The sequence below is a fragment of the Microbacterium sp. Root166 genome, from assembly GCF_001427145.1.
GTDB lineage: Bacteria > Actinomycetota > Actinomycetes > Actinomycetales > Microbacteriaceae > Microbacterium.
In genome coordinates this window covers 715,466-735,702 of the sequence record NZ_LMGL01000002.1, presented here as the reverse complement: position 1 = coordinate 735,702, position 20,237 = coordinate 715,466, and the positions used below count along the sequence as shown (strand labels likewise).

Sequence of the window (20,237 nt, the reverse complement as noted above, 5' to 3'; positions counted from 1 at the left end):
GACCGATGTCACCCCGCTGGAATCAAAAACTCATGTGCTCCAGCCACCGAACCGTGGCGTGCTAGGACGCGTTCAGATTCGCCAAGAACACGACGAGCACCCCCGCAAAGGGCAGTAGCGCAACCAGGATCGTGACAATCGGCAGCGCCTTCCGAGCGCCACGCACCAGATGCACGATCGACACCACGATCGCCGCGACAGCCATGATCAGCCCCAAGATGAAGACCACCTGGAAGACCGCCGACCCGGAACCGCTCCCGTCAAGCGCGGCTCTGATGCCGAATATGAAGCTCACGGGTACGGCAACCGCTGAGGCGATCGCGGCAACGAGGGCGGAAACCCCGCGGACGGGACGTGAGGCGGTGCGACTCCCGGTCATGCCGCCACCGTAGCGGAACGGTCGATGACCATGGACCGAGGTGATGAACGCAGACGTGTCACGCCGCTCATTGAGCGATGGACGAACGCACCTCATTGGTAGATAACGGTGCGACCAGGACCCAGGCTCGCATCACCGAGCCTGGCCGCACGTGCTGGGCTAGTTGCCCAGCTCGAGCCAGATGCGAATGATGTGCACGATGACGGTCAGGGTCTTTGCTCCGCAACGGAGCCAGTACCGGGCCGGGATCTTGCGCGAACGCTTCTTCTTGTTGTCTGCCATGTTCACCTACTTCCGGGGGTTGCTCAGTGCCCGGAAGAGGCCTCATCAGGCGAGAAACGAATTCGAGCCGCCGGCCGAATTTTCGTCTAGACTGTAGGTGACTAAACCGCTCAGTCTTTCTGATGCGACACCCTCACGGGTGGTTGAACGGCCCGCCTGCAAGCGGGCCGTTTTTCTTACCCCTCCATTTACCGGAGGGGGCAGAGGGGGTGTTTCTGGCCGCAAGGCCGGAAGAACCCCCACCTTCAGTTGTACAGATCACCCTGCGGCAACCCGCGCGTGTTCGCCAGGGGCATATCGGGCCGCGCGCTGCATCTTGTCGGGACGGAAGGCCGACCAGTGATCCTGACCCGTGTCGTCCCTAGGATCATGACCATGCGCCCCTTCGCGATCCTCGCTGCAGCTGCGCTCCTATTAACCGGATGTGCGGCCACCCCAGACGAACCCGAAGCGAGCCTCACGCCCGAAGCGAGCCTCACGCCTGACGCGCAGCCGACCGATGATCGATGCCTGACCGTCGACCAGTCCACCGCTGACAGCATGAGTCTTGGGCTCAACGTCTCCGGCGTAGAACTAGCCCGATGGTCAGCCGTCAAGTCCAACGACGACGAGAAGGTCTGGTTCGTGAGCGCGATCGCAACCGGCGGCGGCCTCGACGGCAAAGCCTTCACGTTCGCCACCAACGACGACCCGACCCAACCCGGCATCGAAGGGCTCACGCTCGCCGCTGACGGATTCACTAAAGAGTTCACCGACTGGCCGTACGGCCCCGACACCGAGTTCGGAGTCCAGCTTGTCGACGACGGCGGGCAAGAGCCGCGCGACTGCGCCGAGGCTGCCATCGATTGACCCGCCTCGTGTTCAGCGAGCGCGCGTCGAGACGCGACCTTCGATGCCGGGCGAGATGGCCGCGCGATGGACCGTCCTTCGGGCAGACTGAGGCTGTGCCTACGTGGAGACATATTCACCCACCGGTGACCCGGTTAGGGTACGACGGGATGCGAGTCGGCCTCGACTGCGGCTGCGAGTGGCGCAAGGGGGACATGGTCCGGTTCAGCGGCATGCAATGCACGCTCGATCGTTCACAGCATCCGCCTGAGAAGGACATCGCGTTTGCGATGAGTTTGCGTTGCAAGACTTGCACGGAGAACCCGGAACTGTTCGAGGGCTACGACCCTCGGCGTCGGAAGGCCGCTGAGGCGGCGTATCGCACCTCGCAACGGGCGAAGGCGAGCGGCGGCGACAACATCAAGATGATCCTCGGGCTGGTGGTTGCGATGATCGTCTCGTTTGCAGTCTTCTCGTCGTGCGGGAGCGGCGGATTCGGCTAGATCAACGCCGCACCGGCGTCAGGCGCGATAGCCACGCGACCAATCGAGTCGGCCCATGCACGAGACGAGCCCCGAATCCGGCAGTCCACCGAACTGCATTGCTGTGGTCCCGCTTCTCAGGCATCCGAAATCTCGGGTCTCTCCGTCATCGCTCCCTACGTTTCGAGACAACAGCCGTTCCGAAAGCAAGGGCGACTACCATCGCACCAACAACGATCCATGGACTACCTCCCCCGCTTCTCGGGCGGACGGGAGGCGCAGGGTCCGCGACTACGACCGGGATGGGCGGACGCACCGGACCTGCCGAACGTGCTTCTAGCGCCAAACCGGCCACTGCAGTCAGTAGGCCTATGCCAGCACCAGCCAAAATCGCGGATGTCCAGGCTAGACGCTCAACCTCGCGTGTGACCTGCGCGTCCTGTATCACGTGAAGGCCGCGCACGCGGAAGGCCGTGTCTGCGCCCGCGTCTTGCCCGCCTGTTGCTAGGGGTTGACTCCCCGAATCGCCGTCCTTTTTCACGGCTCCAGTCGATTGCGCGGTGTACACCCGCTCGACGTCGCTCAGACTCCACCCGCTCGGCAGTTCGAGCTTTTCGCTTACCGACACCGGCGCCTCGCCATCAGCGGTGAGGGCAATGCTGATCCCCGTTGGGGAAACGTACACGAGCCCCCGCGGCTGGCGCTCATACAACTCTCCGGTTCGCTGGCAAGCAACTCCGTATGTGCGCCCATCGATGTACGTAGACTCTGGCGCCGCCGAGCTTTCGTCGCGAGGTGCTGCTAGCCCGCTGACAACCGTCGTCCGGTCAGACAGTATCTGTTTGTCCCCGGGCGTACCCTCATTGGTCGCTCGCGGCCCAGGGCCACACAACCATGCTGGTCCCTCTATTCCCCCCGGTGAATGCGAGATTCCTACCTCAACGTCACTGGTCGGAGCGGGTTGAAAGCTCACGATCACGTTCTCCCAATCGGAGCGAAAGTCGTGACTAATGAATACGGTGACCTTCGCGCCAGTGTCGCTGACCAGATCGGCAGGATCAATCTGAAAAGAGAGCTTCTCTTCCGCGATGGACAGCGGGTCGCGTGGGGATGAGAGATAGTCGGCAGCCATTAACGCAGCGATGACGCACAACGCGGAACCCAAGATTGTAAGCGCGAGCGTCCACGTCGGCGAGGGACGCCGGCGGCGTTCTTCCATCCCACGACTGTACAGACGTTCTGCAGGCGCAGAACGGCAATCCGGGTCGAGGCGACGTCGAGACCGGACACCCCTCGTCTCAGTGCTTCGGACCCTCATGCGCGACCCGACGGCGGCACAGCAGTCCGGCCGGTCGTGTGCGACGGGACGGCAACCTGGCGGTCGATGCACTCGCTCGCACACGATCCGTCAGCGGTGATCAGCTTCAGGCGTCCGGACGGTACATTGCGAAATCGCCCACAACGCGAAGCGAGGGTCCAAGCTCCGCTTGCCTGTCCCGCACGAGTGCATCTCCATCCGCTATCCACCGCCGCCCAACTTCTGGGTCGGGCCACCGCACCTCGGTAGCCGGATTGAGGACACTCGCCCAAAACCGGTTCCGCTGTCGGAGGCGTAGTCGCAGCGCGGATGAGATCGGAATCGACTCACTGGGCCATGTCCCGGCGGCCCCACTCGGGTAACACCACTGCCGTGGGCGCTTGACGCTCCCCGCCCTGTGGCAGCCATGCGATGAGATTTGCCTCGCGTCTGGGCTCGTAAGTGGATCGCCTATGAACCGAACGAAATACCCCGTGTGAACGCAAGGATGGGGACGACCACGCCCGCGATCATGAAGAAGACCCCGCCGATCCGGTTCTTGATCAAGAGCGTGCTGCGCGCGGGTATCTCCGAAAGGCGGTTTGCGCTGCGGGACCGCGTCATCTGCTTGATGAACTTGTCCGTCGGGATCTCGGGGTGGAACGCAAAGAGGCTTCCGAGCGCAAGCGCCCCGATGCTCCAGACCGCCACGAACACATACTCCATCCGCACAGAGTAGGCGGTCAGCGGCCCCACCCTGGACACTCTCCACAGGGAGGAATGGCTTGCGCTGTTGAGGCTAGGCCCTTCATGTGCGCTGGGCGATCGCTCAAGGGGCGTCGAAGCTCGGTCACTCCAGGATGACGTCCGCGAAAGCGGCGACTTCTTCACGAAGACGGCCAGCGATCCGATCACGATCGCGAAACCACCGCGCGCGGTTCTCCTCTGCGTCCCCACCTTCAAAAGGGTCGCGGTGCTGCAACCAGAAGGCGTACCAGCCGGATAGATCCTCGGTGAGTTCCGCGGACAGTCCGTACATGTCGGGTGAGGTCGTATAGCCGACCTCCCAGGTCGGCGTGGAGTTCTCCCAGAGAGGCCAGGGGTGACCGTGGTCGGGGAAGAGTCGAATCACGCGGCGCTCTGGCGGGATCGGCTCCATGTGGAGAAACTACTGCCCGGGCTGCGTCCTCCGCGATCCGCCTGCAGGCGCAAGTAGATCTGAGTTGGCGACGGCTAGGGTTCGAGCATGGGTGGTACTCAGAGACGGTGGGCAGCTTCCGCACTATTGGTGATGACCCTCGCCGTGTCTGGATGCGCGCCGGCACGCGGGGTAAGTGTTCCCCTCGGCGCGGATGAACTTGCACCGTGCGAAGGGGCGTCTATCAACGTCGAGGATCTTGAGGCGGCGGGCGAGCCCGGGTGCAATCTCGCCGGGTCGTCGTTGACCTTTCCCGATGGCGTTGCACGTCTTGCGATTCCGCAAGTCGGCTCCGTGTTCTCTCACCAAGATTCCCGACTGGGGAACCGAGAAATTCTGATCGTCAATTGGGGCGTACCCGGGGTAGCTGCCGCCATTGTTGAGGGCGATCAGCTCCTAGAGCTCTGGGCCAGCGGGTCGGCCGCCCTTGACCTGCACCGTCAGCAACTTCGTCTCGAAGGTATCGACGCAGACTGAGCGGGCTGCGGCGTACCAATCAGCGATCCGCCATCGTGCAGGAGTGAGATCGCCTAGGGTCGCGGGTCAGGCTCTGCACACACCCGAGAGCTTGCTTGCCAGTCGCTGGCTTGTGTGATGCCTGGCGTCGGTTGAGGCAACTCACCGATTGCGGGCCAGTGTCGTTCGAAGTCTGCCTGCGCGATCAAGGGAGTTGCCGGTTCTCCGGACTGAACGATGCAAGCTCTGTAGTCGACCAGGCCGGCGTGGAGCCGGGACAGTTCCGACTCTGAGAGCGGAGCGACGGCAGTAGCGACACCGGTGATGGGGAACCAGACGGCGCAAACATATGCCTCGAGGCGCGCGTTCAGATCATTAGAAGTGCGCTCGGTGATACCGAATCCGGTCGGGTCGAACCCACCGGCCCTGGCATTTGCAAGGCAGGCGGCGCGGTCATACGGAAACTCACCCGCCTGGTATCGGTGCAGCTCGTTCGCCGTGGGCCGCTGCGCGTCCGGGAACTGGAGTGCGATCGCTTGCCAGCGATCATCAAGAGCCTCATCCGGCTCGATCAGCACGCGGGTCGCGGTTGCTGCAGACGATGCCACCGGCACCGGCCGTGCCTGCCCCGAGGTGAATGCAATGACAATCACCCCAATCACGATCGCGATTGTTCCGATCACCGCGATAGCGAGGAGCGCAGGTCGCCGCAGGGCGCTCCTAGTCATGGATGTCTCCTGCGCTTACTCTGTGGATGTGCGGGCCGGGTACCGCCTGAGGAAGAACCTCGTTGCCCATGGTCGTCATTCGCTCGGCGACTCGTCTTCCGGCGAGATGCTGCGGAGATTGAATGCGGCGAGCATGAGGCCGAAACCTATGAGCACCATCACTGCGCCGCCAATCACCCATGCGATCGGCGCCCCCAGCATCTCAAAGAAGGCGGGGCCGAAGTTGATGGCTACGGGCGACAACAGACCGGCCATAAGAAGTGCGCCGGCACCTTGGGCGGCGATCACCGCACCGACCGCTAGCAGTGCTAGCCCGCCAAGAATCAGCATCACTTTGAGTGCGGTCTTGGGCGCAGTCGCCACGTTCACTTCCGTTCCAAAGCTGTTCTAAACCAGCGGTTGTTGACGTAGATCTCAGTGCTGCAACTCTCCGACGATGCCCCGGCAGATGCCGTTGGCTGTAGCAAGAGCTTGGTCGATGATCACACCGTTCTCGGTGACGGGGATGATGTTTGGGTTGTCGGGGATGACGTACTGGTCGGCACGGGTCGCATAGTCCTTCGACGCCACCGGGTCGTTCGTTTCGAAGTACGCGTGCCAAGCGGCATCGACGAGGATGCAACGGTAGACACCGCTGGCGTTGTCCGCCTCACCGAGCTGGCCCGCGCCACGGGCGCCGATATGCGGGAGGTTGGTCCAGGCCGGCCAGGAGTAGCCAGGAGGCAGCGGTTGGGGCCAGGTAGCGATTGCCGCCTCATACTCGACCTGGTGCTCGCTGACATGAGCCTGTGCCGTCGACGAGGCTGCAGGGGTCGGGGAGGCTGATGCGGAGGGCGATTCGTTTGGTTCCAGGGTTGGGGAGGCTGATACAGAGGGTGTCTCGCGGGGCTCGGAGCTCGAGGTGCACCCCGCGCCTGCGGCACCGAGCGTGAGGATGACCGCCGTAGTTGCGGCGAGCCTCGCTCTGCGGCGCGTCATGACGTGCGGAGGATGCAACGGCTCATCCTTCTCTCAGTGTCAAGTACGCCGGCGATGGAGCGCCGAGGAGGCGTCGCTCAAATCTAGTCATCCGACCCCTCGCCTCGATGTCCCCCCTTCGGCGGACGCAGGCCGACGTCATGTGGGCTGTGACGATCGCCGACAGTGGGTGTCTCGCGTGTCGGATGCACTCTTCTCGGGAGCGCAAAATTCGGCATATGCCCCAAATGAATAGCGCGGTCGCTGCCAGCGCGCCGACTATGACCAGCCCATTCCACATGACAAGACCGCTCATGGCCTGAGACTCCCATACTCGACTGCGGTGGTCGCGGGGCGCGGTTCACTACCCGCTTGTGGAGCAGGGGCGACCTGTCCCTGCGCTAGTTGCTTCTCTAGGCTGCGTAGCGTGCGTGCGTGTCGTGAACGGGCAGAGGACTCGTTCATCCCGAGGACGCGAGCGGCCTCGGCGATGCTGAACCCGTCCCAATGGACCAGCAGGACGAGCTCTCGCGAGCGTGGGTCGAGCGTGACCAACGCTTGCCGGAGGGCGTCGGAAGCCATCCGCGCTTCTGCGACTGTGTCGGCCGCGTTTTTCTGGGGCCTGGAGCGGAGGTATTGACGCATTCCATCGGCTAGCGCGAGTTGTTTGGCGGTTTGCCGGTAGTGCTCTCGCAGGACGTTGCGGGCCACGCCGAAGCACCACATCCGCGCGTCTTGGTCTGTCGTGGGGAGTCGGTTTCCGTTCTCCCAGATCGCCAGCAAGGCGCGGCCGAGGAGGTCGGCTGCGTCTTCCGGCTGGTCAACGCGGCGGCGCAAGTAGCGCAGGAGCGCATCGGCGTTATCTGCGATGACTACCTCGACCCAATCGCGAAGTTCGGGGGTGAGCTGACCCTTAGGCATCAGTGGAGCTGCCCTGTAGTGCAATCGGTGGTGCTGTTGTCCAGCGCTCCGGAAACTGCGGGGTCGGCGTTTCTCAGTTCGTCGGGGATCTCGTCCTCAATCATGTGAGAGATTGCAATGTTGAGGGACATCACGTCACGATTTTGCTGCGTGTCCCACTGCAACCCACCGTCGCGCCCGGGAACGAACGGGTTGGCGATCGCGTATTCGTACGCCGCTTGACCGATCCCGGTCCAATCGTGATCCTTCACGAACGCGGCCAGCTGCTTGTCGAGCGCGCTCCGGTCGGCAGGATTGCCGAAGTAGATCCCGTATCGGCAACTAACGTCTGCCCCGGTGTCGGTCGTGTAAACGATCGGGATTACGGCGTCGGGATCCACCCGCATGCCATCGATACCCATGGTCAACGGCAGCCCGGCAGCGGTGAGCGCCACAACGCTTGCGATCCCAAGGGGGATGATCGCCCGCCGTCGCTTCCACCACGGAGCCATCACGGCCGGCTCGGTCGTCGCGGCGGTTCGAACATCATCGGCCATGCTGCGGACGAGACCGCGAAGTCGCGCATCCTCAACGCCGGACACCGGGTCGGCGGCGGCAAGCAGGGACTGAATGGGTTCGGTCATCATGTGCTCCTCATCCTGGGTGCTCACATAGACATGACAGGAACCGCCAAACCGTCTCACCCCATTTCAGCAGGAAGCGTGCGCCACCTCTCCGCCGGTGCGCGAGAGCCGGTCGTCAGAGGGCGCTCCGGACCGAGGGCACCGCTGCGGCGTGTCCACGCACGCGAGCGGCGGCCACCTTCTGATCCGTGCTGCGGGCTGAGCCCGGAACCCCCAACGCCACGGAGGTGTCTCGCACAGGTGGAGGCGTGCATTGCCGAGTTCGTCTTGCTGGCCTCGCTCGCGTGAGGCGATAGCGTGACGCTGTGGATCCAGTTGCTGTAGCAGTGCAGGGCTTCATCACGGTCGCGGCGGTTGCTGTCGGCGCGTTTGGCACTTACCTGGCGACCAAGGGTGTCGAACGATCCCGCTGGGAGCGAGAACAGTCAACTCGGTGGCACGACCAAAGAATCGTCGCGTACACCGAGTACTCCGCGAGCGTGAAAAAGGTCATTACGCGGTCACGAAGCATCCTCGGCGAGCTCGGGCTGAATCCAACCCTCGTCCGACTGACACGAGCAACCGGTATCCCGTTGCTGGAGTTGGACGAGATTGACCGCACGCAGAAGTTCGAGTCAGTCATGCTCTTAGGCGGTCCCGAAGTCATCGCGGCGGCGCGTGCCTGGCATGGAATCTCCTGGCAGTACTACCACTGGGCTGTTGGCAACGCGCCAGCGACTGAGCAGGAGATCGAAAGGGAGTATGTGGCCGCTGAGGAAGCTCGTAACAAGTTCTATGAGGCCGCGCGACGCGAACTAGGCCTCCCATTACATTTGGCCGAGTGATACGGCAGCTACTGAGCCGTCGGCGACTGTCGCGACCCGACCGCGGCGCGCTCGCTGGGTTCCGCTGCCCAGGCGTGCGCGAGAGACGGTCGCTCAGCGAGCCGCCTCCGAGCGTGCGGCATGCCCCTTACGGTGAGAACTATGCTGCTTGATCCGACGGACCCGAACTACTGGATTGTCCTTGTTGCGAGCGGCCTGCTCGGGCTCATCGTGACCCTCCTGCTGATCTATCTCGTGATCCGTTTGGGGATCACTCACGGAATGCTCTCCTACACGCGGCAGCTCGAGGAAGAACGTCGTCCGGCCCAGCGCTACCGCGACTGACTCATCGACGATCGATACCGGTTGGACTCAGAGCGCTTGAGTCGGTCCTCTATTGGGTCATCTGAAGTCCGCGCCGTCGAGGGCCGTGACAGCGAATGGCTTGCGCGAATAGGGTGCCCGCTGCGATGCATCAGAGAGGTTGCCTATCCGGGCTGCGATTGGGGGAGGAGCTCACCGAGCCAAGGGGGTCGTGCGAACCCACACTGGCCGCTGTGGCTAGTGCCGTGGGGGAGTCAACCGCTCGACCCCTAGTTAGGGATCGACTCCGAAGACCCTGAGCAGGGCGGCCCTCGGGATCATCCTCCTCGGTCCGAGCTGGACGGTCGGGATTGTCCCGCTTTCGATGCCGAGCTTGATTGTGCGATAGTCCACGCCGACGAGCTGTGCAGCATCCTTCATCGTCAACGCGAGCGACCGTGGCGACTTGTTCACCGGTCCATCTCCTTTGCCTGCGCAATACGTGACAGCACTTGCGCACACGGTACTCCTATTCCGAGCAATGCGCGACATGAATTCCTCACGACATAGATTGCCCCCTGCTGTGACTCATGACAGACTCGCCGATATGAGCGAGCTTGCCCTCGAGTCGGTCGCCCCGAGCCGAGTCGACGTGGGTGACGGGATCAGCATCGCCACGGCTTGGGATGCGGTCGTCACGGGGGAGCCCGGCATCCCCGGCGCCGTCAGAATCGCTGCAGAGTACGATCCGTTGCTGCGCCGAGCAGTGGCGGCTTCCGTGCGCCTCGACCGAAGCGGTGAAGGCGACGAGGTCACGGCACTCACGTTGCGGGAGGTGCGCGTGCAGTGGGCGGTTGCAACATCCGCGATGCGCGTGGTTTCGGTTTCGCGCGACGGGGGCGAGTCGAAGTCCTTCTCTGCCTACCTGGACGACGTGAGGGCGGCGGGCGGACGCACCACCGAAGAGGCCATTACCGAGGCGGTTGTCCTCTATCGGATCGCCGCCACCGTCAACCTGGCACCGCTCAAGTTCGTCGCCAACGAGCTCGAGGTCAGCGTGAGCACCGCGACCCGCCTGATGGCGAAGGCACGCCAGCAGGGTCTTGCCAACGACCTGATCACTCGAGAGACGTACAACCGAATGCAGGAGGAACAACAGCGCATGATGTCGCCGCACCAGGTCCCCGGCAGCGGGCCTGCGGGGCCATCGATCGGGCGCTGAATCGCCTCTTGAGGGCTGGCCTAGGTTGGCTGAGCGGCGTAGCCTTGTAGCTGTCGGCCGGCAGGTGAGCGCTGCCACGTCTCATGCGCACGGTGGCGAGCGCCAAGTCGATGTCGAGGTTAGCCTCCGTCGGATCGCCCACAAATCGCCCGCGTTTGCTCTGAATGTGGGCGATTTTCAATGCAGGTGCTTGTCGGCGCATGCGCCTGGGAGCCGCGTGATTCCGAGGTTTTCGCGGGTTGATGTCCCCCGATCCCATGCCTTCAGCGTCATTCGATTCCCCCCCATCTCCACCAACGCCGCTGTCGCGAAGAAAGGCCCGAGATCCGCGGAGTTCCGCGGATCCCGGGCCTTTTCTGTTCTCACCTGTAGAAGCCGCCGTAGTACGTGTCGAGACTGTCTCTGTAGGCCGGGTCGTCGTAGGTGGTGGACTCGTCCAACTCCGGAGAGTCCTTGATCTGGTCCTTCGTCAGGTCGACATAGACCGTCCGGTCATCGTCATCGACGCGCTGCACGGTGCCGGCGGGAAGGACGACCTTCCGGCCGAAGATCCACGGGCCGGTATCGACGACGATGCGGCTGGTGCCGACGTCGTCGCTGGCCTCGTCGATCTTGCCGATGTCACCGTCGGTGGCGTGCACGTGGTAGCCCACCATGCTGCCTGAATCGGGGCTCCTGCCGGCGGACTCGCGGTAGTTCCATGCGTCCCATGATGTGGACATGTCTGCTCCTCTTCCTCTCGGGTGTGGCGAGGATGGACACGCGGCCAGGGTGGTCGCTGCGGGGGCCACGCTATGCACGGGTCGCGATACCGGCGACCCCCTGGCGAAACCGAGCAGCTTCGTCTAGCACGTTCGGGTCGACGGATCCAGGGCGCTTCGCACTTCGCACCCGCCTCGTAGCGTGAACTCATGACCGATCCGACCGCACACGAGATGACCGACGAAGACAAGCGCCGCGACCAGCTGCTGCGCGCCGAGGGCTCCACCGAGGCGGATGCGGCTCCGAGGATCACGGTCTCGGACGGCGACGGAGTCACCCGCATCGACATCGCCGACACGGCGGCGGTTCGCCCCGGCCCGGGGCCTGGCGTCGAAACCATCGACGACGCAGGGGAGTGATCCGATGGCCCGTAACGTGAGAGTGCTGAAATGCACGCCGGACGACGTCTTCGGCGTGCTCGGCGACGGCTGGCTGTACCCGTCCTGGGTGGTGGGAGCCTCGCGCATGCGCGAGGTCGACGACAGCTGGCCCCTCGCAGGCTCGGAGCTGCACCACTCGTTCGGCGTCTGGCCCGCGCTCATCAACGACAAGACCGTGGTCGAGGAGTGCATCCCGCCGCGACACATCGTGATGCGCGCCCGCGGTTGGCCGATCGGCGAGGCACGCGTCACGATCGACGTGAAGCCTCGCGGCGAAGGCTGCGTCGTGCGGCTGCAGGAGGAGGCCATCGCCGGGCCCGGGCGCTGGCTGCCCGAACCGCTGATGGATGTCGCGCTGCACTGGCGCAATGACGAGACCCTGCACCGTTTGGCGTATCTTGCGGAGGGACGAGCGATTCGTCGCCTGGGCGCCACCAGCGCCGAGCAGGAGATGGCCGACAGCGGCGAAGAGGAGACGACGATCACGTGAGCCGCGATGCGCGCAGATCCGGGACCGATCTCGATGCAATCGTCGTCGGCGCCGGCCCGAACGGGCTGGCGGCGGCCGTCACCCTCGCACGCGCCGGACTGTCCGTTCGCGTGTACGAGCGGGCCGACCAGGCAGGGGGAGGCGCCGCGACCCGCGAGCTCACCCTTCCCGGGTTCGCGCACGACGTCTGCTCGGCCGTGCATCCGATGGCGTTCGAGTCGCGATTCTTCCGGGAGTTCGGACTGCGCGACCGGGTCGAGTTCATCACGCCCGAGCTCTCGTTCGCGCATCCCCTCGACGGCGGACGGGCGGGCCTCGCCTACCGGGACCTCGCGCGCACGCGCGACGCCCTGGGCGCCGACGGTCCGGAGTACGAGCAGCTTATGCGGCCACTCGTCGAGCACTCGACGGAGGTGGCCGACTTCACCGGCTCCTCGCTCCTGCGAGTTCCCGCCGATCCGGCCACGGCGGTGTCCTTCGGGCTCCGTGCTCTGGAGCAGGGGAGCCCCGCCTGGAACCGGCGATTCCGCGAAGACGCGGCTCCGGCGCTTCTTACCGGCGTCGCCGCGCACACGATCCTGCCGCAGCCCAGCATCGCCGCAGCCGGCGCCGGCCTCGCGCTGGGCGCTTACGCGCACTCCCGGGGCTGGCCCATCCCAGTCGGCGGCAGTCAGGCCATCGTCGACGCGATGGTCGACGACCTCCGCGCCCACGGCGGTGAACTGGTGCTCGATCACGAGGTCACCTCGCTCGCCGCCCTGCCGGCGGCGCGGGTGACCCTCCTCGACGTCACCCCGCGAGCCCTCCTGCGCCTCGCGGGCGAGACTGTTCCGGCACGCTATCGCCGCGCACTGGAGGGCTTCCGCTATGGCGGCGGCGTCGCGAAGGTCGACTTCGCGCTGAGCGGTCCCGTGCCGTGGACCAACCCCGAGGTGCACGCGGCCGGCACCGTCCACGTCGGCGGCACACGTGGCGAAATCGCGTATGCCGAGAACGCGGTCAATCGCGGACAGCTGCCCGAGCGGCCGTATGTGCTCGTCTCGCAGCCGTCGACCTTCGACGCGACGCGGGCCCCGGCGGGTCAGCATACGCTCTGGACGTATACGCACGTCCCCGCGGGCAGCACGGCGGACCGGCAGGAGGCCGTGATCGGGCAGATCGAGCGGTTCGCGCCGGGCTTCCGCGACACCATCCTGGCGACGAGCTCTCGCAACGCCGTCGAGGTCGAGCGGCACAATCCCAACTATCCCGGCGGCGACATCGCGGCCGGCGCACCCAGCCTGTTCCAGATCGTGCGGCGCCCCGTGCTCAGCCCCGACCCGTGGCGCACACCGATCCCCGGCGTGTACCTGGCGTCGGCGTCGGCATCCCCGGGGCCCGGCGTCCACGGGCTGGTCGGGTGGTTCGCCGCGCGCAGCGCCCTGCGTCATGACTTCGGCTCGCGGGCGATCCCCGACCTGTCGCCGCGGATCTGAGCTCGCTTTCGCCGAAGCCGGCCGAGATGTCAAGGGGCCGGTGCTCATCGTCCGGCGCTCGTAGCGTCGCACTCATGGACACCGAGAACCTCCGCAAGGACACGAGCTACAGCCCGGCGAGCGAGACCGAGACGCAGCACAAGCAGCGCGATCCGCTGCCCGACACCATCGATGACGACATCGATCCTGCCGACGTCAACGTCGCGCCCGGCACCGGAGGACCCGATGATGCGGGCGACGTCGACGTAGACCCCGGCGACGTGAACCTCCCCGGCCGGGACGCGGTGACGCACCCATGACGTCGGCGCGGGGGCCGGTGGTCGTCATCACCGGCGCTTCCAGCGGCATCGGGCGCGAGACGGCGCGCGTGTATGCCCGGCGCGGCGCCCGGCTCGTGCTCGCCTCGCGCAGTCGCCAGGCGCTGGAGACCGTCGCGGAGGAGTGCCGCGAGCTGGGAGCGATCGTCGAAGTGATCCCGACCGACGTCTCCGAAGAGGGAGCGGTCCGCGCCCTCGCGGCGGGCGCCGTCGCGGCGTACGGGCGCATCGATGTGTGGGTGGGGAACGCCGGGGTCTTCAGCTATGGGACGTTCGAGCAGACTCCGGCGCGGGTCTTCCGCCAGGTCGTCGAGACGAACCTGATGGGTCAGGTGCACGGCGCGCGCGCGGTGCTCCCGTACTTCCGGCGGCAGGGCAGCGGCGCGCTCGTACTCGTCGGGTCGCTGTACTCGCGGGTGACCTCGCCGGCGCTCGCCCCGTACATCACCGCCAAGTGGGGACTGCTGGGCTTCGCCGAGGTCCTCCGTGCCGAGCTGCGGGGAAGCGGCATCCGTGTGCGAGTCGTCCTTCCCTCCACGATCGACACCCCGATCTACCAGCACGCCGCGAACTTCACCGGCCGGAGCGTTCATCCGCTGCCGCCGGCGTCTTCGCCGCGACGTGTCGCCCGGGCCATCGAGCGGGCGCCGCATCGCGCGCGGTTCGCGACGTCGGTGGGGCAGCTGCAGCGCAGCGCCATTCCGCTGCATCGGTTCACGCCGCGCGCGTACGACGCGCTCACCCGGTTCACGAAGGACCACGTCGAGCTGCGCGGCCACGGCGCCGAACTCACCGATGGAACGGTGTTCGATCCGCCGGCTGACGCGGCCGCCGCTGCGGGAGGGTGGCGCCGGCCGGTACCGCGCTTCGCCGTGCTCGCTCTGCTGGCGGCGGTGGTGCTCAGCGCGCTGGCGCGCGTGCGAGGGTCAGCGGCTCACTGAAATCCCTCGGCCTGCGTGCGCTCGTCGGCCACGCGCACGCCGTAGTGGTACGCGAGCTTGCCGCCCAGCCAGCCTGAGACTCCCAGTGCGGCGAGACCGACGAGGCTGAGGACGAAGCCGATCACGCTCACATCGTCGTCGTCGGCGGACCACCGGACGAGCAGGTTCACGACGAACAGCACCGTGACGCCGAGATTGAGCGCCATGTGGAGTGTCGCGGTCTTCCGGGCCGCCGTGCCGCGCGCGAGCTGCGAGTAGTCGAGGAAGCCGAACACGGCGGCCACCAGTGCGCCGAGGATGCCGATCAGGATGAGCACGTTCGCCCCGACCAGGTAGGGTGTCGGGTCGTCGGCGACGAAGGCGATGATGTCGAACACGATGCTCGCGACCCAAGTGCCGATCGGAATGGTCACGAGGATCGGGTGGAACGGGTGTCCGTACGGTCCCGCGATGATCGAACGCGGCCGCTTGGCCCGGTCCTGCGCTGTGCGTCGTTCCATGGCGTCACTTCCTCTTCGTGGTCGAGGCGGACTCGGCATCCGTCTCATCGTCGTCGTCGTGCTGCTCGCGAAGGCGCCGGCCGGTCTCGATGTCTTCGCGCTCCTTCTCGGCCGCCTTGTCGCTCTTGCGGGTGTCGCGCGGCGGAAGCTGGATCTGCTCCTCGGCGGCGATCCCGGCCTGCAGTTGGCGGCCGCGTTCGAGCTCCGCGTCGAACTCGGCTCCGAACAGCAGCGCCAGGTTGGCGATCCACAGCCACAGCAGGAACACGATGACGCCGGCGAGCGAGCCGTACGTCCGGTCGTAGTTCGAGAAGTTCGCCACATAGAGCGCGAAGGCCGTGGTCGCCAGCGCGAGGATCACGATTGCCAGGACGGCGCCGATGCTGATCCAGCGGAACTTCGGCTGCTTCGCGTTGGGCGTCGCGTAGTAGAGGATCGCGAGGATCATCACCACGACGAGGGCGAGAACCGGCCACTTCACGATGTCCCAGACCGTCGTCACCGTCGTCCCGAGGCCGAGAGCTGCGCCGATGGCATCGGCCACCGGCCCGCTGACCACCAGCATGACCAGCGCCGCGGTGACGAGGAGCACGGTGATGACGGTGACGACCAGCTGCAGCGGCCGGAGCTTCCAGAAGGGGCGGCCCTCGTCGATCTCGTAGATGCGGTTCATCGCCCGCCCGAACGCGCCGACGTAGCCGGACGCCGACCAGATCGCCAGCACGATGCCGAAGACCAGGGCGAACCCCGCCGCCGGCGACTCGGCCAGCTGCTCGACCGGGCCGCGCAGCGCCTCGGCCGTGTCGCCTGGCGCGACCGACTCGACCACCCCGAGGACCGTGTCGACCGCGTCGTCGCCCTGGCCCAGCACGCCGAGCAGCGAGAAGACCGCGAGCAGGCCCGGAAACAGCGACAGCACGCCGTAGTACGTCAGGGCGGCGGCGAGATCGGTGCACTGATCGTCGTTGAACTCGCGGACCGTCTTGCCGAGCACGTACTTCCACGAGGGCTTCGTGATATCGCCGGGGGAATCGGGCTTGTCCGGGTGGTCGGGCTCCGGTGCGTGGCGCCGCCGGTCGGTCGTTTCGGTGGTCATCGTGCCTTCCCGGGATGCGTTCGTGCGCGGGGTTTGTGCACACCATCAAACGCCGCCGGGCGCAGATCGCCGTGGGGCTTGCCAACACACCGGATGCTGTGGCAAACGTCCCGGACCCTCCGGGCCGCTGATCTCTCAGCGTCGTGCGGTCAGCTCGCGGGCCACTCGATCAGCAGGAGACCCTGCTTGGTGTCGGCGAGCTTCACCCACCCGTCACCGAACAGGTAGGTCATGCCGTAGCCCTCGCTGTCGACCGCGATGGTCGTCTCCTTGGCTTCGGTGATGTAGACGCCCTCGGGGGACTCTTCACGCAGCCAGCCCTGGCTCACCAGGTCGGACTGAGCGTCGGCGGCCGCGTCGGCGGCGATCGGCGCCCACGCGAAGATCTGAAGGTGATCGCCCGCCGGCCCGCCGAAGTCCGCCCACCTGCAGTCGATGCCGCCGTCGAGCTCGGCCTCACCGAGGTAGAAGGGCTGCGCCTGCGAGGTCCAGCCGATGCTCTCGAAGTCGGCCACGATGTCTTCGCCGATGAGCGTCTCGCACGTGGGTTCGGCCGCGGCCGGTTCCGGTGTCGGGGTCGCCTCCGGCGGAGCGGTGGTGGGGGTGGGAGCGGAGCTCTCGGTGGGCTGGGCGGCGGGGGGCGCTGCGGCGGCGCAGCCTGTCGCGAGGGTCGCGGCGAGCAGCAGGACGACGGCTGCGCCGAGACGGTGACGTGGGGGGAACATCGTGCGGTCTCCGGGGGAGGGGATCGGTGGAGCGAGCGGTCAGGTCAGGAGGGGTGCAGCAGATCGAGGAACGGCCGGTGCAGCACGCCGTTGGTGGCGAGCGACGAACGTGCGGCGAGCGAGTCGTCGCCGTCGAACGAGGTGAAGCGTCCGCCGGCCTCGGTGATGATGGGCACCAGGGCGGCGATGTCGTATTCCTTGACGCCGAACTCGGCGACGAGCTCGAGGCGCCCCTCCGCGAGGAGCATGTACGGCCAGGCGTCGCCGTAGCCGCGGTCGCGCCACACCGCGCTCGTGAGGCGTTCCAGGGCGTCGAGCTGACCGGCATCCCGCCACTGGCCCATGCTCTGGAAGCTCACACTCGCTTCGGCGAGCGTGTCGATCGACGACACCGCCAGGCGCTTGTCGCCGGCCGGGGCGTTCGTCCACGCGCCGAGGCCGGAGGCGGCCCACCAGCGTCGACCGATCGCAGGCTGGCTGGCGACGCCTACGCGCGGGACGCCGTCGATCGCGAGCGCGATGAGGGTCGTCCACATCGGGATGCCCTTGAGGTAGTTCGCCGTGCCGTCGATCGGGTCGATGATCCACTGACGCTCGGAATCGCCCGTGACCCCGTACTCTTCGCCGAAGACGCCGTCGCCCGGGCGCTCGGCCTCGAGCACCGCGCGGATCGCCCGCTCCGTGGCGAGATCGGCCTCCGTCACGTGCGATGCGTCGGCCTTGGTGCTGATCTCGAGATCGGCGGCATCGAACCGGCTCATGGATGCCGCGTCCGCCGCATCCGCCAGTCGCAGCGCAAGCGCCAGATCGTCGCGGAGATCCCCCTCGAACGGCGCATCGAACGCGAGCGTGGAGGGGGAGGTCACGATCCAAAGGATATCCGGGCGAGGGCGGCCTCGATTTCCGGGAGACGCAATCGTGATGCTAATGTTGACCCTCGTTCGCCTCGTGCGAATCTCGCACCTCTAGCTCAATCGGCAGAGCAACTGACTCTTAATCAGTGGGTTCTGGGTTCAAGTCCCAGGGGGTGCACCACATCGAAACCCCCGGTCGGATGCCGGGGGTTTTGCGTTGGTCGGAGAAGCCGCTTGCAGGATTTCAGCAGGCTCGATTCGATATCGTGAGGGCTCGGCGCACACGCGCTGCGCAGCCCACGGATAATTCTCCGGTTCATCCGCGTAACGGAATCCGTCTGCGCGCGTCTCTCTGGGCACAGCGCCCGATCAGGGCCGCAGCGGCTCGAGCACGGAGAACGGCAATCATGCGGGAAGACGACGTCAGCGAGCGGGAGCCTCGCTCCGACACCGCCCTCGTGGACGCCGCTCGCGCCGGAGATCAGGACGCGTACGCCGAGCTCTGGAAGCGGCACTACCGCGCCGGCCTGAATGCCGCGGGAGCTGTGACCCGCACTTTCAGCGCCGAGGACCTCGTGCAGGAGTCATTCGCGTCGATCTACCAGGCGATCCGCGCAGGGAAGGGACCCACGCAGGGATTCCGGCCGTATCTGCTCACGACCATCCGCAACACGGCCGCCCAGTGGGGACGCGCGAAGCGCGAATCCGCCGACGACGAACTGGACTCGCTCGCCGACGAGGCTTCGACGCGGTCGAGCGACGACGCGTTCGACAAGACGATCACCGTCGGAGCGTTCCGCAGCCTGCCGACGCGGTGGCAGGAGGTGCTCTGGTACACCGAGGTCGAGCAGATGAAGCCCGCCGACGTGGCGCCGCTGCTCGGCATGAAGGCGGCTGCGGTGTCGCAGCTCGCGTTCCGCGCGCGCGAAGGCCTGCGCGAGGCGTGGATCCAGGCGCACCTGCGCGCGCTCGGCGATCACCCCGAGTGCGAGTGGACCGTGGGCCAGCTGGGCGCCTACGCCCGCGACAACGCCTCCAAGCGCGACCGTGAACGGGTGCGCAAGCACCTCGACGAGTGCACGCGCTGCGTCATCGTCGCCGAGGAGGCGGACCAGGTCTCGAACCGCATCGCGCTGGTGCTGCTGCCGCTCACGCTGGGCGTCGCCGGCGCCGGGGGATACCTGGCCAGCCTGCAGACCACCTCGTCGGCCGCTGTCGCGATGGCCGTGGGCGGTGGGCCCGGGGCGTTCGTACCGCTTCCCGAACCCGGAGCGGCAGCGGGTGCGGCCGCCGCGAGCGCTCATGCCGGCGCAGCAGGTGCCAGCGCCGTGGCCCTGAAGCTCGTCGGCATCGCAGCCGCAGCGGTCCTCGTGGTCGGGGGTACGGTTGCCGGCGTCGCCGCGTACACCCAGGCGCGTACGACTGCGGATGCCGCGGCCGCTGCCGCTGCGACGGCTGAACAGGCCGCCGCTGCCGAGCAGATCGCCGAGGATGACGCCGAAGCGCCTCCCGTGGCGGACGAGCCCGTGGTCGAGCCGGTGCCGGTCCCTGCACCCGTGATCGCTGAGCCGGTCCTGGAGCCCGCCGCCCCCGTGGCGGCGCCACCGGCCCCGCGGCAACCCGCCGCACCTGCTCCGGCGCCCGGCGACCCGGCGCCTCCCGTCGTGCCGCCGGTCGAGCCGCCTGTCGAACCTCCTGTCGTTCCGACCGTGGGGCCCGCGGTCTCTTACGGCGACCTCATCTGGGGGCTGGGCGAGCCGCTGATCGCCGACATCTACCTGCAGGGCATGGCCGAGCCGGAGATGGAATTGCGCCTGCTCATCGACGGCATCGAGCACCAGCGCATGACGACAGGTGCCGACGGCCTGTGGTTCTTCCACGAAGTCCTCCTGCTCGGAATCCTGCTCGCCCCGGAGACGGAGATCGCCGTCCAGTACCTGATCGAGGGCGAGCCGGGTCCGCAGACCTCCTACACCGTTGCGGAACTCGAGGCAGTCGTCGGCGGCGACCCCGAGCTCTGAACTCGCTCGCTTTAGAGCCGGCATCCGGCTCACGAGTTCCTGCGCCGTCGCTGCGACGCGTCGCGATTCGGTAACGACGGGCCGCGGCATCCGCTCTCGACTTGACCTGAGGCGACGCATTTCGTACATTCGCAATACCTGAATCACGTTTCAGGTATGCCCGTCCCGGGCACCAGAACCTTCCAATGGTGAAAGGC

General features: G+C 66.5%; 27 protein-coding genes and 1 tRNA gene. 13 read left to right on the top strand and 15 right to left on the bottom strand.

Features of this window, described 5'->3' with window-relative positions; genetic code table 11:
* Nucleotides 1-61 precede the first annotated feature (61 nt).
* Both ASD56_RS11325 and ASD56_RS16565 read right to left on the bottom strand, forming a co-directional pair.
* Nucleotides 62-379, bottom strand: coding sequence for a hypothetical protein (locus ASD56_RS11325; protein ID WP_157536003.1), 318 nt, complete (start codon nucleotides 377-379; stop codon nucleotides 62-64).
* Between the two features lie 159 nt (nucleotides 380-538).
* The gene (locus tag ASD56_RS16565; RefSeq protein ID WP_268777914.1) at nucleotides 539-661 is read right to left on the bottom strand and encodes a hypothetical protein; all 123 of its coding nucleotides are present in this window, start codon (nucleotides 659-661) and stop codon (nucleotides 539-541) included.
* Between the two features lie 375 nt (nucleotides 662-1,036).
* Here ASD56_RS16565 and ASD56_RS11320 point away from each other — a divergent pair, with 375 nt between their 5' ends.
* Nucleotides 1,037-1,510 (top strand): hypothetical protein, encoded by a 474-nt coding sequence (locus tag ASD56_RS11320; RefSeq protein WP_157535999.1) that lies wholly within the window; start codon nucleotides 1,037-1,039, stop codon nucleotides 1,508-1,510.
* Nucleotides 1,511-1,659: 149 nt separating this feature from the next.
* A complete protein-coding gene (locus tag ASD56_RS11315; RefSeq protein WP_157535997.1) occupies nucleotides 1,660-1,992 on the top strand; it encodes a hypothetical protein in 333 nt (110 codons plus the stop codon).
* A 1,747-nt stretch (nucleotides 1,993-3,739) separates the two neighbouring features.
* Here ASD56_RS11315 and ASD56_RS11310 read toward each other — a convergent pair.
* The gene (locus tag ASD56_RS11310) at nucleotides 3,740-3,994 is read right to left on the bottom strand and encodes a hypothetical protein (RefSeq protein ID WP_157535994.1); all 255 of its coding nucleotides are present in this window, start codon (nucleotides 3,992-3,994) and stop codon (nucleotides 3,740-3,742) included.
* Between the two features lie 124 nt (nucleotides 3,995-4,118).
* Entirely contained in the window at nucleotides 4,119-4,427 is a 309-nt protein-coding gene (locus ASD56_RS11305; RefSeq protein ID WP_055965634.1) for a hypothetical protein, read from the bottom strand.
* Between the two features lie 132 nt (nucleotides 4,428-4,559).
* Between ASD56_RS11305 and ASD56_RS16220 the strand changes: the two genes are divergently transcribed.
* Complete coding sequence (locus ASD56_RS16220) at nucleotides 4,560-4,943, top strand: hypothetical protein (protein WP_157535991.1); 384 nt, start codon at nucleotides 4,560-4,562, stop codon at nucleotides 4,941-4,943.
* Nucleotides 4,944-4,996: 53 nt separating this feature from the next.
* Here ASD56_RS16220 and ASD56_RS16215 read toward each other — a convergent pair whose 3' ends face one another.
* From ASD56_RS16215 to ASD56_RS11295, 5 genes are all read right to left on the bottom strand, one after another.
* A complete protein-coding gene (locus tag ASD56_RS16215) occupies nucleotides 4,997-5,650 on the bottom strand; it encodes a hypothetical protein (RefSeq protein ID WP_157535988.1) in 654 nt (217 codons plus the stop codon).
* A 75-nt stretch (nucleotides 5,651-5,725) separates the two neighbouring features.
* Nucleotides 5,726-6,013, bottom strand: a complete 288-nt coding sequence (locus tag ASD56_RS11300; RefSeq protein WP_157535985.1) for a hypothetical protein — start codon at nucleotides 6,011-6,013, stop codon at nucleotides 5,726-5,728.
* Nucleotides 6,014-6,064: 51 nt separating this feature from the next.
* Nucleotides 6,065-6,628, bottom strand: coding sequence for a hypothetical protein (locus tag ASD56_RS16210; RefSeq protein ID WP_157535982.1), 564 nt, complete (start codon nucleotides 6,626-6,628; stop codon nucleotides 6,065-6,067).
* A gap of 291 nt (nucleotides 6,629-6,919) precedes the next feature.
* Nucleotides 6,920-7,528 carry a sigma-70 family RNA polymerase sigma factor gene (locus ASD56_RS16630; protein WP_082541420.1) on the bottom strand — a complete coding sequence of 203 codons (609 nt, stop codon included), beginning with the start codon at nucleotides 7,526-7,528 and terminating at the stop codon, nucleotides 6,920-6,922.
* Nucleotides 7,528-8,151, bottom strand: a complete 624-nt coding sequence (locus ASD56_RS11295) for a hypothetical protein (protein WP_235565653.1) — start codon at nucleotides 8,149-8,151, stop codon at nucleotides 7,528-7,530. The genes ASD56_RS16630 and ASD56_RS11295 overlap by 1 nt, the downstream gene beginning before the upstream one ends.
* Nucleotides 8,152-8,456: 305 nt before the next feature.
* On the opposite strand from ASD56_RS11295, the gene ASD56_RS11290 reads away from it, so the two are divergent.
* On the top strand, nucleotides 8,457-8,975 hold the full coding sequence (locus ASD56_RS11290; RefSeq protein ID WP_157535980.1) for a hypothetical protein: 519 nt from the start codon (nucleotides 8,457-8,459) through the stop codon (nucleotides 8,973-8,975).
* Nucleotides 8,976-9,116: 141 nt separating this feature from the next.
* On the top strand, nucleotides 9,117-9,299 hold the full coding sequence (locus ASD56_RS11285) for a hypothetical protein (protein ID WP_157535977.1): 183 nt from the start codon (nucleotides 9,117-9,119) through the stop codon (nucleotides 9,297-9,299).
* A gap of 252 nt (nucleotides 9,300-9,551) precedes the next feature.
* On the opposite strand, the gene ASD56_RS11280 is transcribed toward ASD56_RS11285, so the two are convergent.
* Entirely contained in the window at nucleotides 9,552-9,731 is a 180-nt protein-coding gene (locus tag ASD56_RS11280; RefSeq protein ID WP_055965624.1) for a helix-turn-helix domain-containing protein, read from the bottom strand.
* 133 nt (nucleotides 9,732-9,864) lie between these two features.
* On the opposite strand from ASD56_RS11280, the gene ASD56_RS11275 reads away from it, so the two are divergent.
* The gene (locus tag ASD56_RS11275; protein WP_055965622.1) at nucleotides 9,865-10,479 is read left to right on the top strand and encodes a hypothetical protein; all 615 of its coding nucleotides are present in this window, start codon (nucleotides 9,865-9,867) and stop codon (nucleotides 10,477-10,479) included.
* A gap of 362 nt (nucleotides 10,480-10,841) precedes the next feature.
* Here the strand turns inward: ASD56_RS11275 and ASD56_RS11270 are convergent, their stop codons facing one another.
* On the bottom strand, nucleotides 10,842-11,201 hold the full coding sequence (locus tag ASD56_RS11270) for a hypothetical protein (protein WP_055965620.1): 360 nt from the start codon (nucleotides 11,199-11,201) through the stop codon (nucleotides 10,842-10,844).
* A 189-nt stretch (nucleotides 11,202-11,390) separates the two neighbouring features.
* Between ASD56_RS11270 and ASD56_RS11265 the strand changes: the two genes are divergently transcribed.
* From ASD56_RS11265 to ASD56_RS11245, 5 genes are all read left to right on the top strand, one after another.
* Entirely contained in the window at nucleotides 11,391-11,600 is a 210-nt protein-coding gene (locus ASD56_RS11265; RefSeq protein WP_055965618.1) for a hypothetical protein, read from the top strand.
* 4 nt (nucleotides 11,601-11,604) lie between these two features.
* Nucleotides 11,605-12,111 (top strand): SRPBCC family protein, encoded by a 507-nt coding sequence (locus ASD56_RS11260; protein WP_055965616.1) that lies wholly within the window; start codon nucleotides 11,605-11,607, stop codon nucleotides 12,109-12,111.
* Nucleotides 12,108-13,586, top strand: coding sequence for a phytoene desaturase family protein (locus tag ASD56_RS11255; protein ID WP_055965614.1), 1,479 nt, complete (start codon nucleotides 12,108-12,110; stop codon nucleotides 13,584-13,586). Before ASD56_RS11260 ends, ASD56_RS11255 begins: the two co-directional genes overlap by 4 nt.
* 74 nt (nucleotides 13,587-13,660) lie before the next feature.
* The gene (locus ASD56_RS11250) at nucleotides 13,661-13,885 is read left to right on the top strand and encodes a hypothetical protein (protein WP_157535973.1); all 225 of its coding nucleotides are present in this window, start codon (nucleotides 13,661-13,663) and stop codon (nucleotides 13,883-13,885) included.
* Complete coding sequence (locus ASD56_RS11245; protein ID WP_055965611.1) at nucleotides 13,882-14,844, top strand: SDR family NAD(P)-dependent oxidoreductase; 963 nt, start codon at nucleotides 13,882-13,884, stop codon at nucleotides 14,842-14,844. Before ASD56_RS11250 ends, ASD56_RS11245 begins: the two co-directional genes overlap by 4 nt.
* On the opposite strand, the gene ASD56_RS11240 is transcribed toward ASD56_RS11245, so the two are convergent.
* The 4 genes from ASD56_RS11240 to ASD56_RS11225 all read right to left on the bottom strand — a co-directional run bounded on the left by ASD56_RS11240 (nucleotide 14,838) and on the right by ASD56_RS11225 (nucleotide 18,031).
* Nucleotides 14,838-15,344, bottom strand: a complete 507-nt coding sequence (locus tag ASD56_RS11240) for a DUF2231 domain-containing protein (RefSeq protein WP_055965609.1) — start codon at nucleotides 15,342-15,344, stop codon at nucleotides 14,838-14,840. The genes ASD56_RS11245 and ASD56_RS11240 overlap by 7 nt on opposite strands.
* Before the next feature lie 4 nt (nucleotides 15,345-15,348).
* Entirely contained in the window at nucleotides 15,349-16,440 is a 1,092-nt protein-coding gene (locus ASD56_RS11235; protein ID WP_055965607.1) for a YihY/virulence factor BrkB family protein, read from the bottom strand.
* A gap of 149 nt (nucleotides 16,441-16,589) precedes the next feature.
* Complete coding sequence (locus ASD56_RS11230; RefSeq protein ID WP_055965605.1) at nucleotides 16,590-17,165, bottom strand: hypothetical protein; 576 nt, start codon at nucleotides 17,163-17,165, stop codon at nucleotides 16,590-16,592.
* Between the two features lie 44 nt (nucleotides 17,166-17,209).
* Complete coding sequence (locus tag ASD56_RS11225; RefSeq protein ID WP_442922400.1) at nucleotides 17,210-18,031, bottom strand: inositol monophosphatase family protein; 822 nt, start codon at nucleotides 18,029-18,031, stop codon at nucleotides 17,210-17,212.
* Between the two features lie 93 nt (nucleotides 18,032-18,124).
* Between ASD56_RS11225 and ASD56_RS11220 the strand changes: the two genes are divergently transcribed.
* A tRNA-Lys gene (locus tag ASD56_RS11220) sits at nucleotides 18,125-18,200 on the top strand.
* Between the two features lie 226 nt (nucleotides 18,201-18,426).
* A complete protein-coding gene (locus tag ASD56_RS11215; RefSeq protein ID WP_055965603.1) occupies nucleotides 18,427-20,040 on the top strand; it encodes a sigma-70 family RNA polymerase sigma factor in 1,614 nt (537 codons plus the stop codon).
* Nucleotides 20,041-20,237 lie beyond the last annotated feature (197 nt).

Bases quoted from the DNA above. Each gene is read 5' to 3' on its own strand.
- ASD56_RS11325 (WP_157536003.1), bottom strand. From the start codon at position 379: ATGACCGGGAGTCGCACCGCCTCACGTCCCGTCCGCGGGGTTTCCGCC.
- ASD56_RS16565 (WP_268777914.1), bottom strand. From the start codon at position 661: ATGGCAGACAACAAGAAGAAGCGTTCGCGCAAGATCCCGGCCCGGTAC.
- ASD56_RS11320 (WP_157535999.1), top strand. From the start codon at position 1,037: ATGCGCCCCTTCGCGATCCTCGCTGCAGCTGCGCTCCTATTAACCGGA.
- ASD56_RS11315 (WP_157535997.1), top strand. From the start codon at position 1,660: ATGCGAGTCGGCCTCGACTGCGGCTGCGAGTGGCGCAAGGGGGACATG.
- ASD56_RS11310 (WP_157535994.1), bottom strand. From the start codon at position 3,994: ATGGAGTATGTGTTCGTGGCGGTCTGGAGCATCGGGGCGCTTGCGCTC.
- ASD56_RS11305 (WP_055965634.1), bottom strand. From the start codon at position 4,427: ATGGAGCCGATCCCGCCAGAGCGCCGCGTGATTCGACTCTTCCCCGAC.
- ASD56_RS16220 (WP_157535991.1), top strand. From the start codon at position 4,560: ATGACCCTCGCCGTGTCTGGATGCGCGCCGGCACGCGGGGTAAGTGTT.
- ASD56_RS16215 (WP_157535988.1), bottom strand. From the start codon at position 5,650: ATGACTAGGAGCGCCCTGCGGCGACCTGCGCTCCTCGCTATCGCGGTG.
- ASD56_RS16210 (WP_157535982.1), bottom strand. From the start codon at position 6,628: ATGACGCGCCGCAGAGCGAGGCTCGCCGCAACTACGGCGGTCATCCTC.
- ASD56_RS16630 (WP_082541420.1), bottom strand. From the start codon at position 7,528: ATGCCTAAGGGTCAGCTCACCCCCGAACTTCGCGATTGGGTCGAGGTA.
- ASD56_RS11295 (WP_235565653.1), bottom strand. From the start codon at position 8,151: ATGACCGAACCCATTCAGTCCCTGCTTGCCGCCGCCGACCCGGTGTCC.
- ASD56_RS11285 (WP_157535977.1), top strand. From the start codon at position 9,117: ATGCTGCTTGATCCGACGGACCCGAACTACTGGATTGTCCTTGTTGCG.
- ASD56_RS11275 (WP_055965622.1), top strand. From the start codon at position 9,865: ATGAGCGAGCTTGCCCTCGAGTCGGTCGCCCCGAGCCGAGTCGACGTG.
- ASD56_RS11270 (WP_055965620.1), bottom strand. From the start codon at position 11,201: ATGTCCACATCATGGGACGCATGGAACTACCGCGAGTCCGCCGGCAGG.
- ASD56_RS11265 (WP_055965618.1), top strand. From the start codon at position 11,391: ATGACCGATCCGACCGCACACGAGATGACCGACGAAGACAAGCGCCGC.
- ASD56_RS11260 (WP_055965616.1), top strand. From the start codon at position 11,605: ATGGCCCGTAACGTGAGAGTGCTGAAATGCACGCCGGACGACGTCTTC.
- ASD56_RS11250 (WP_157535973.1), top strand. From the start codon at position 13,661: ATGGACACCGAGAACCTCCGCAAGGACACGAGCTACAGCCCGGCGAGC.
- ASD56_RS11245 (WP_055965611.1), top strand. From the start codon at position 13,882: ATGACGTCGGCGCGGGGGCCGGTGGTCGTCATCACCGGCGCTTCCAGC.
- ASD56_RS11240 (WP_055965609.1), bottom strand. From the start codon at position 15,344: ATGGAACGACGCACAGCGCAGGACCGGGCCAAGCGGCCGCGTTCGATC.
- ASD56_RS11235 (WP_055965607.1), bottom strand. From the start codon at position 16,440: ATGACCACCGAAACGACCGACCGGCGGCGCCACGCACCGGAGCCCGAC.
- ASD56_RS11230 (WP_055965605.1), bottom strand. From the start codon at position 17,165: ATGTTCCCCCCACGTCACCGTCTCGGCGCAGCCGTCGTCCTGCTGCTC.
- ASD56_RS11215 (WP_055965603.1), top strand. From the start codon at position 18,427: ATGCGGGAAGACGACGTCAGCGAGCGGGAGCCTCGCTCCGACACCGCC.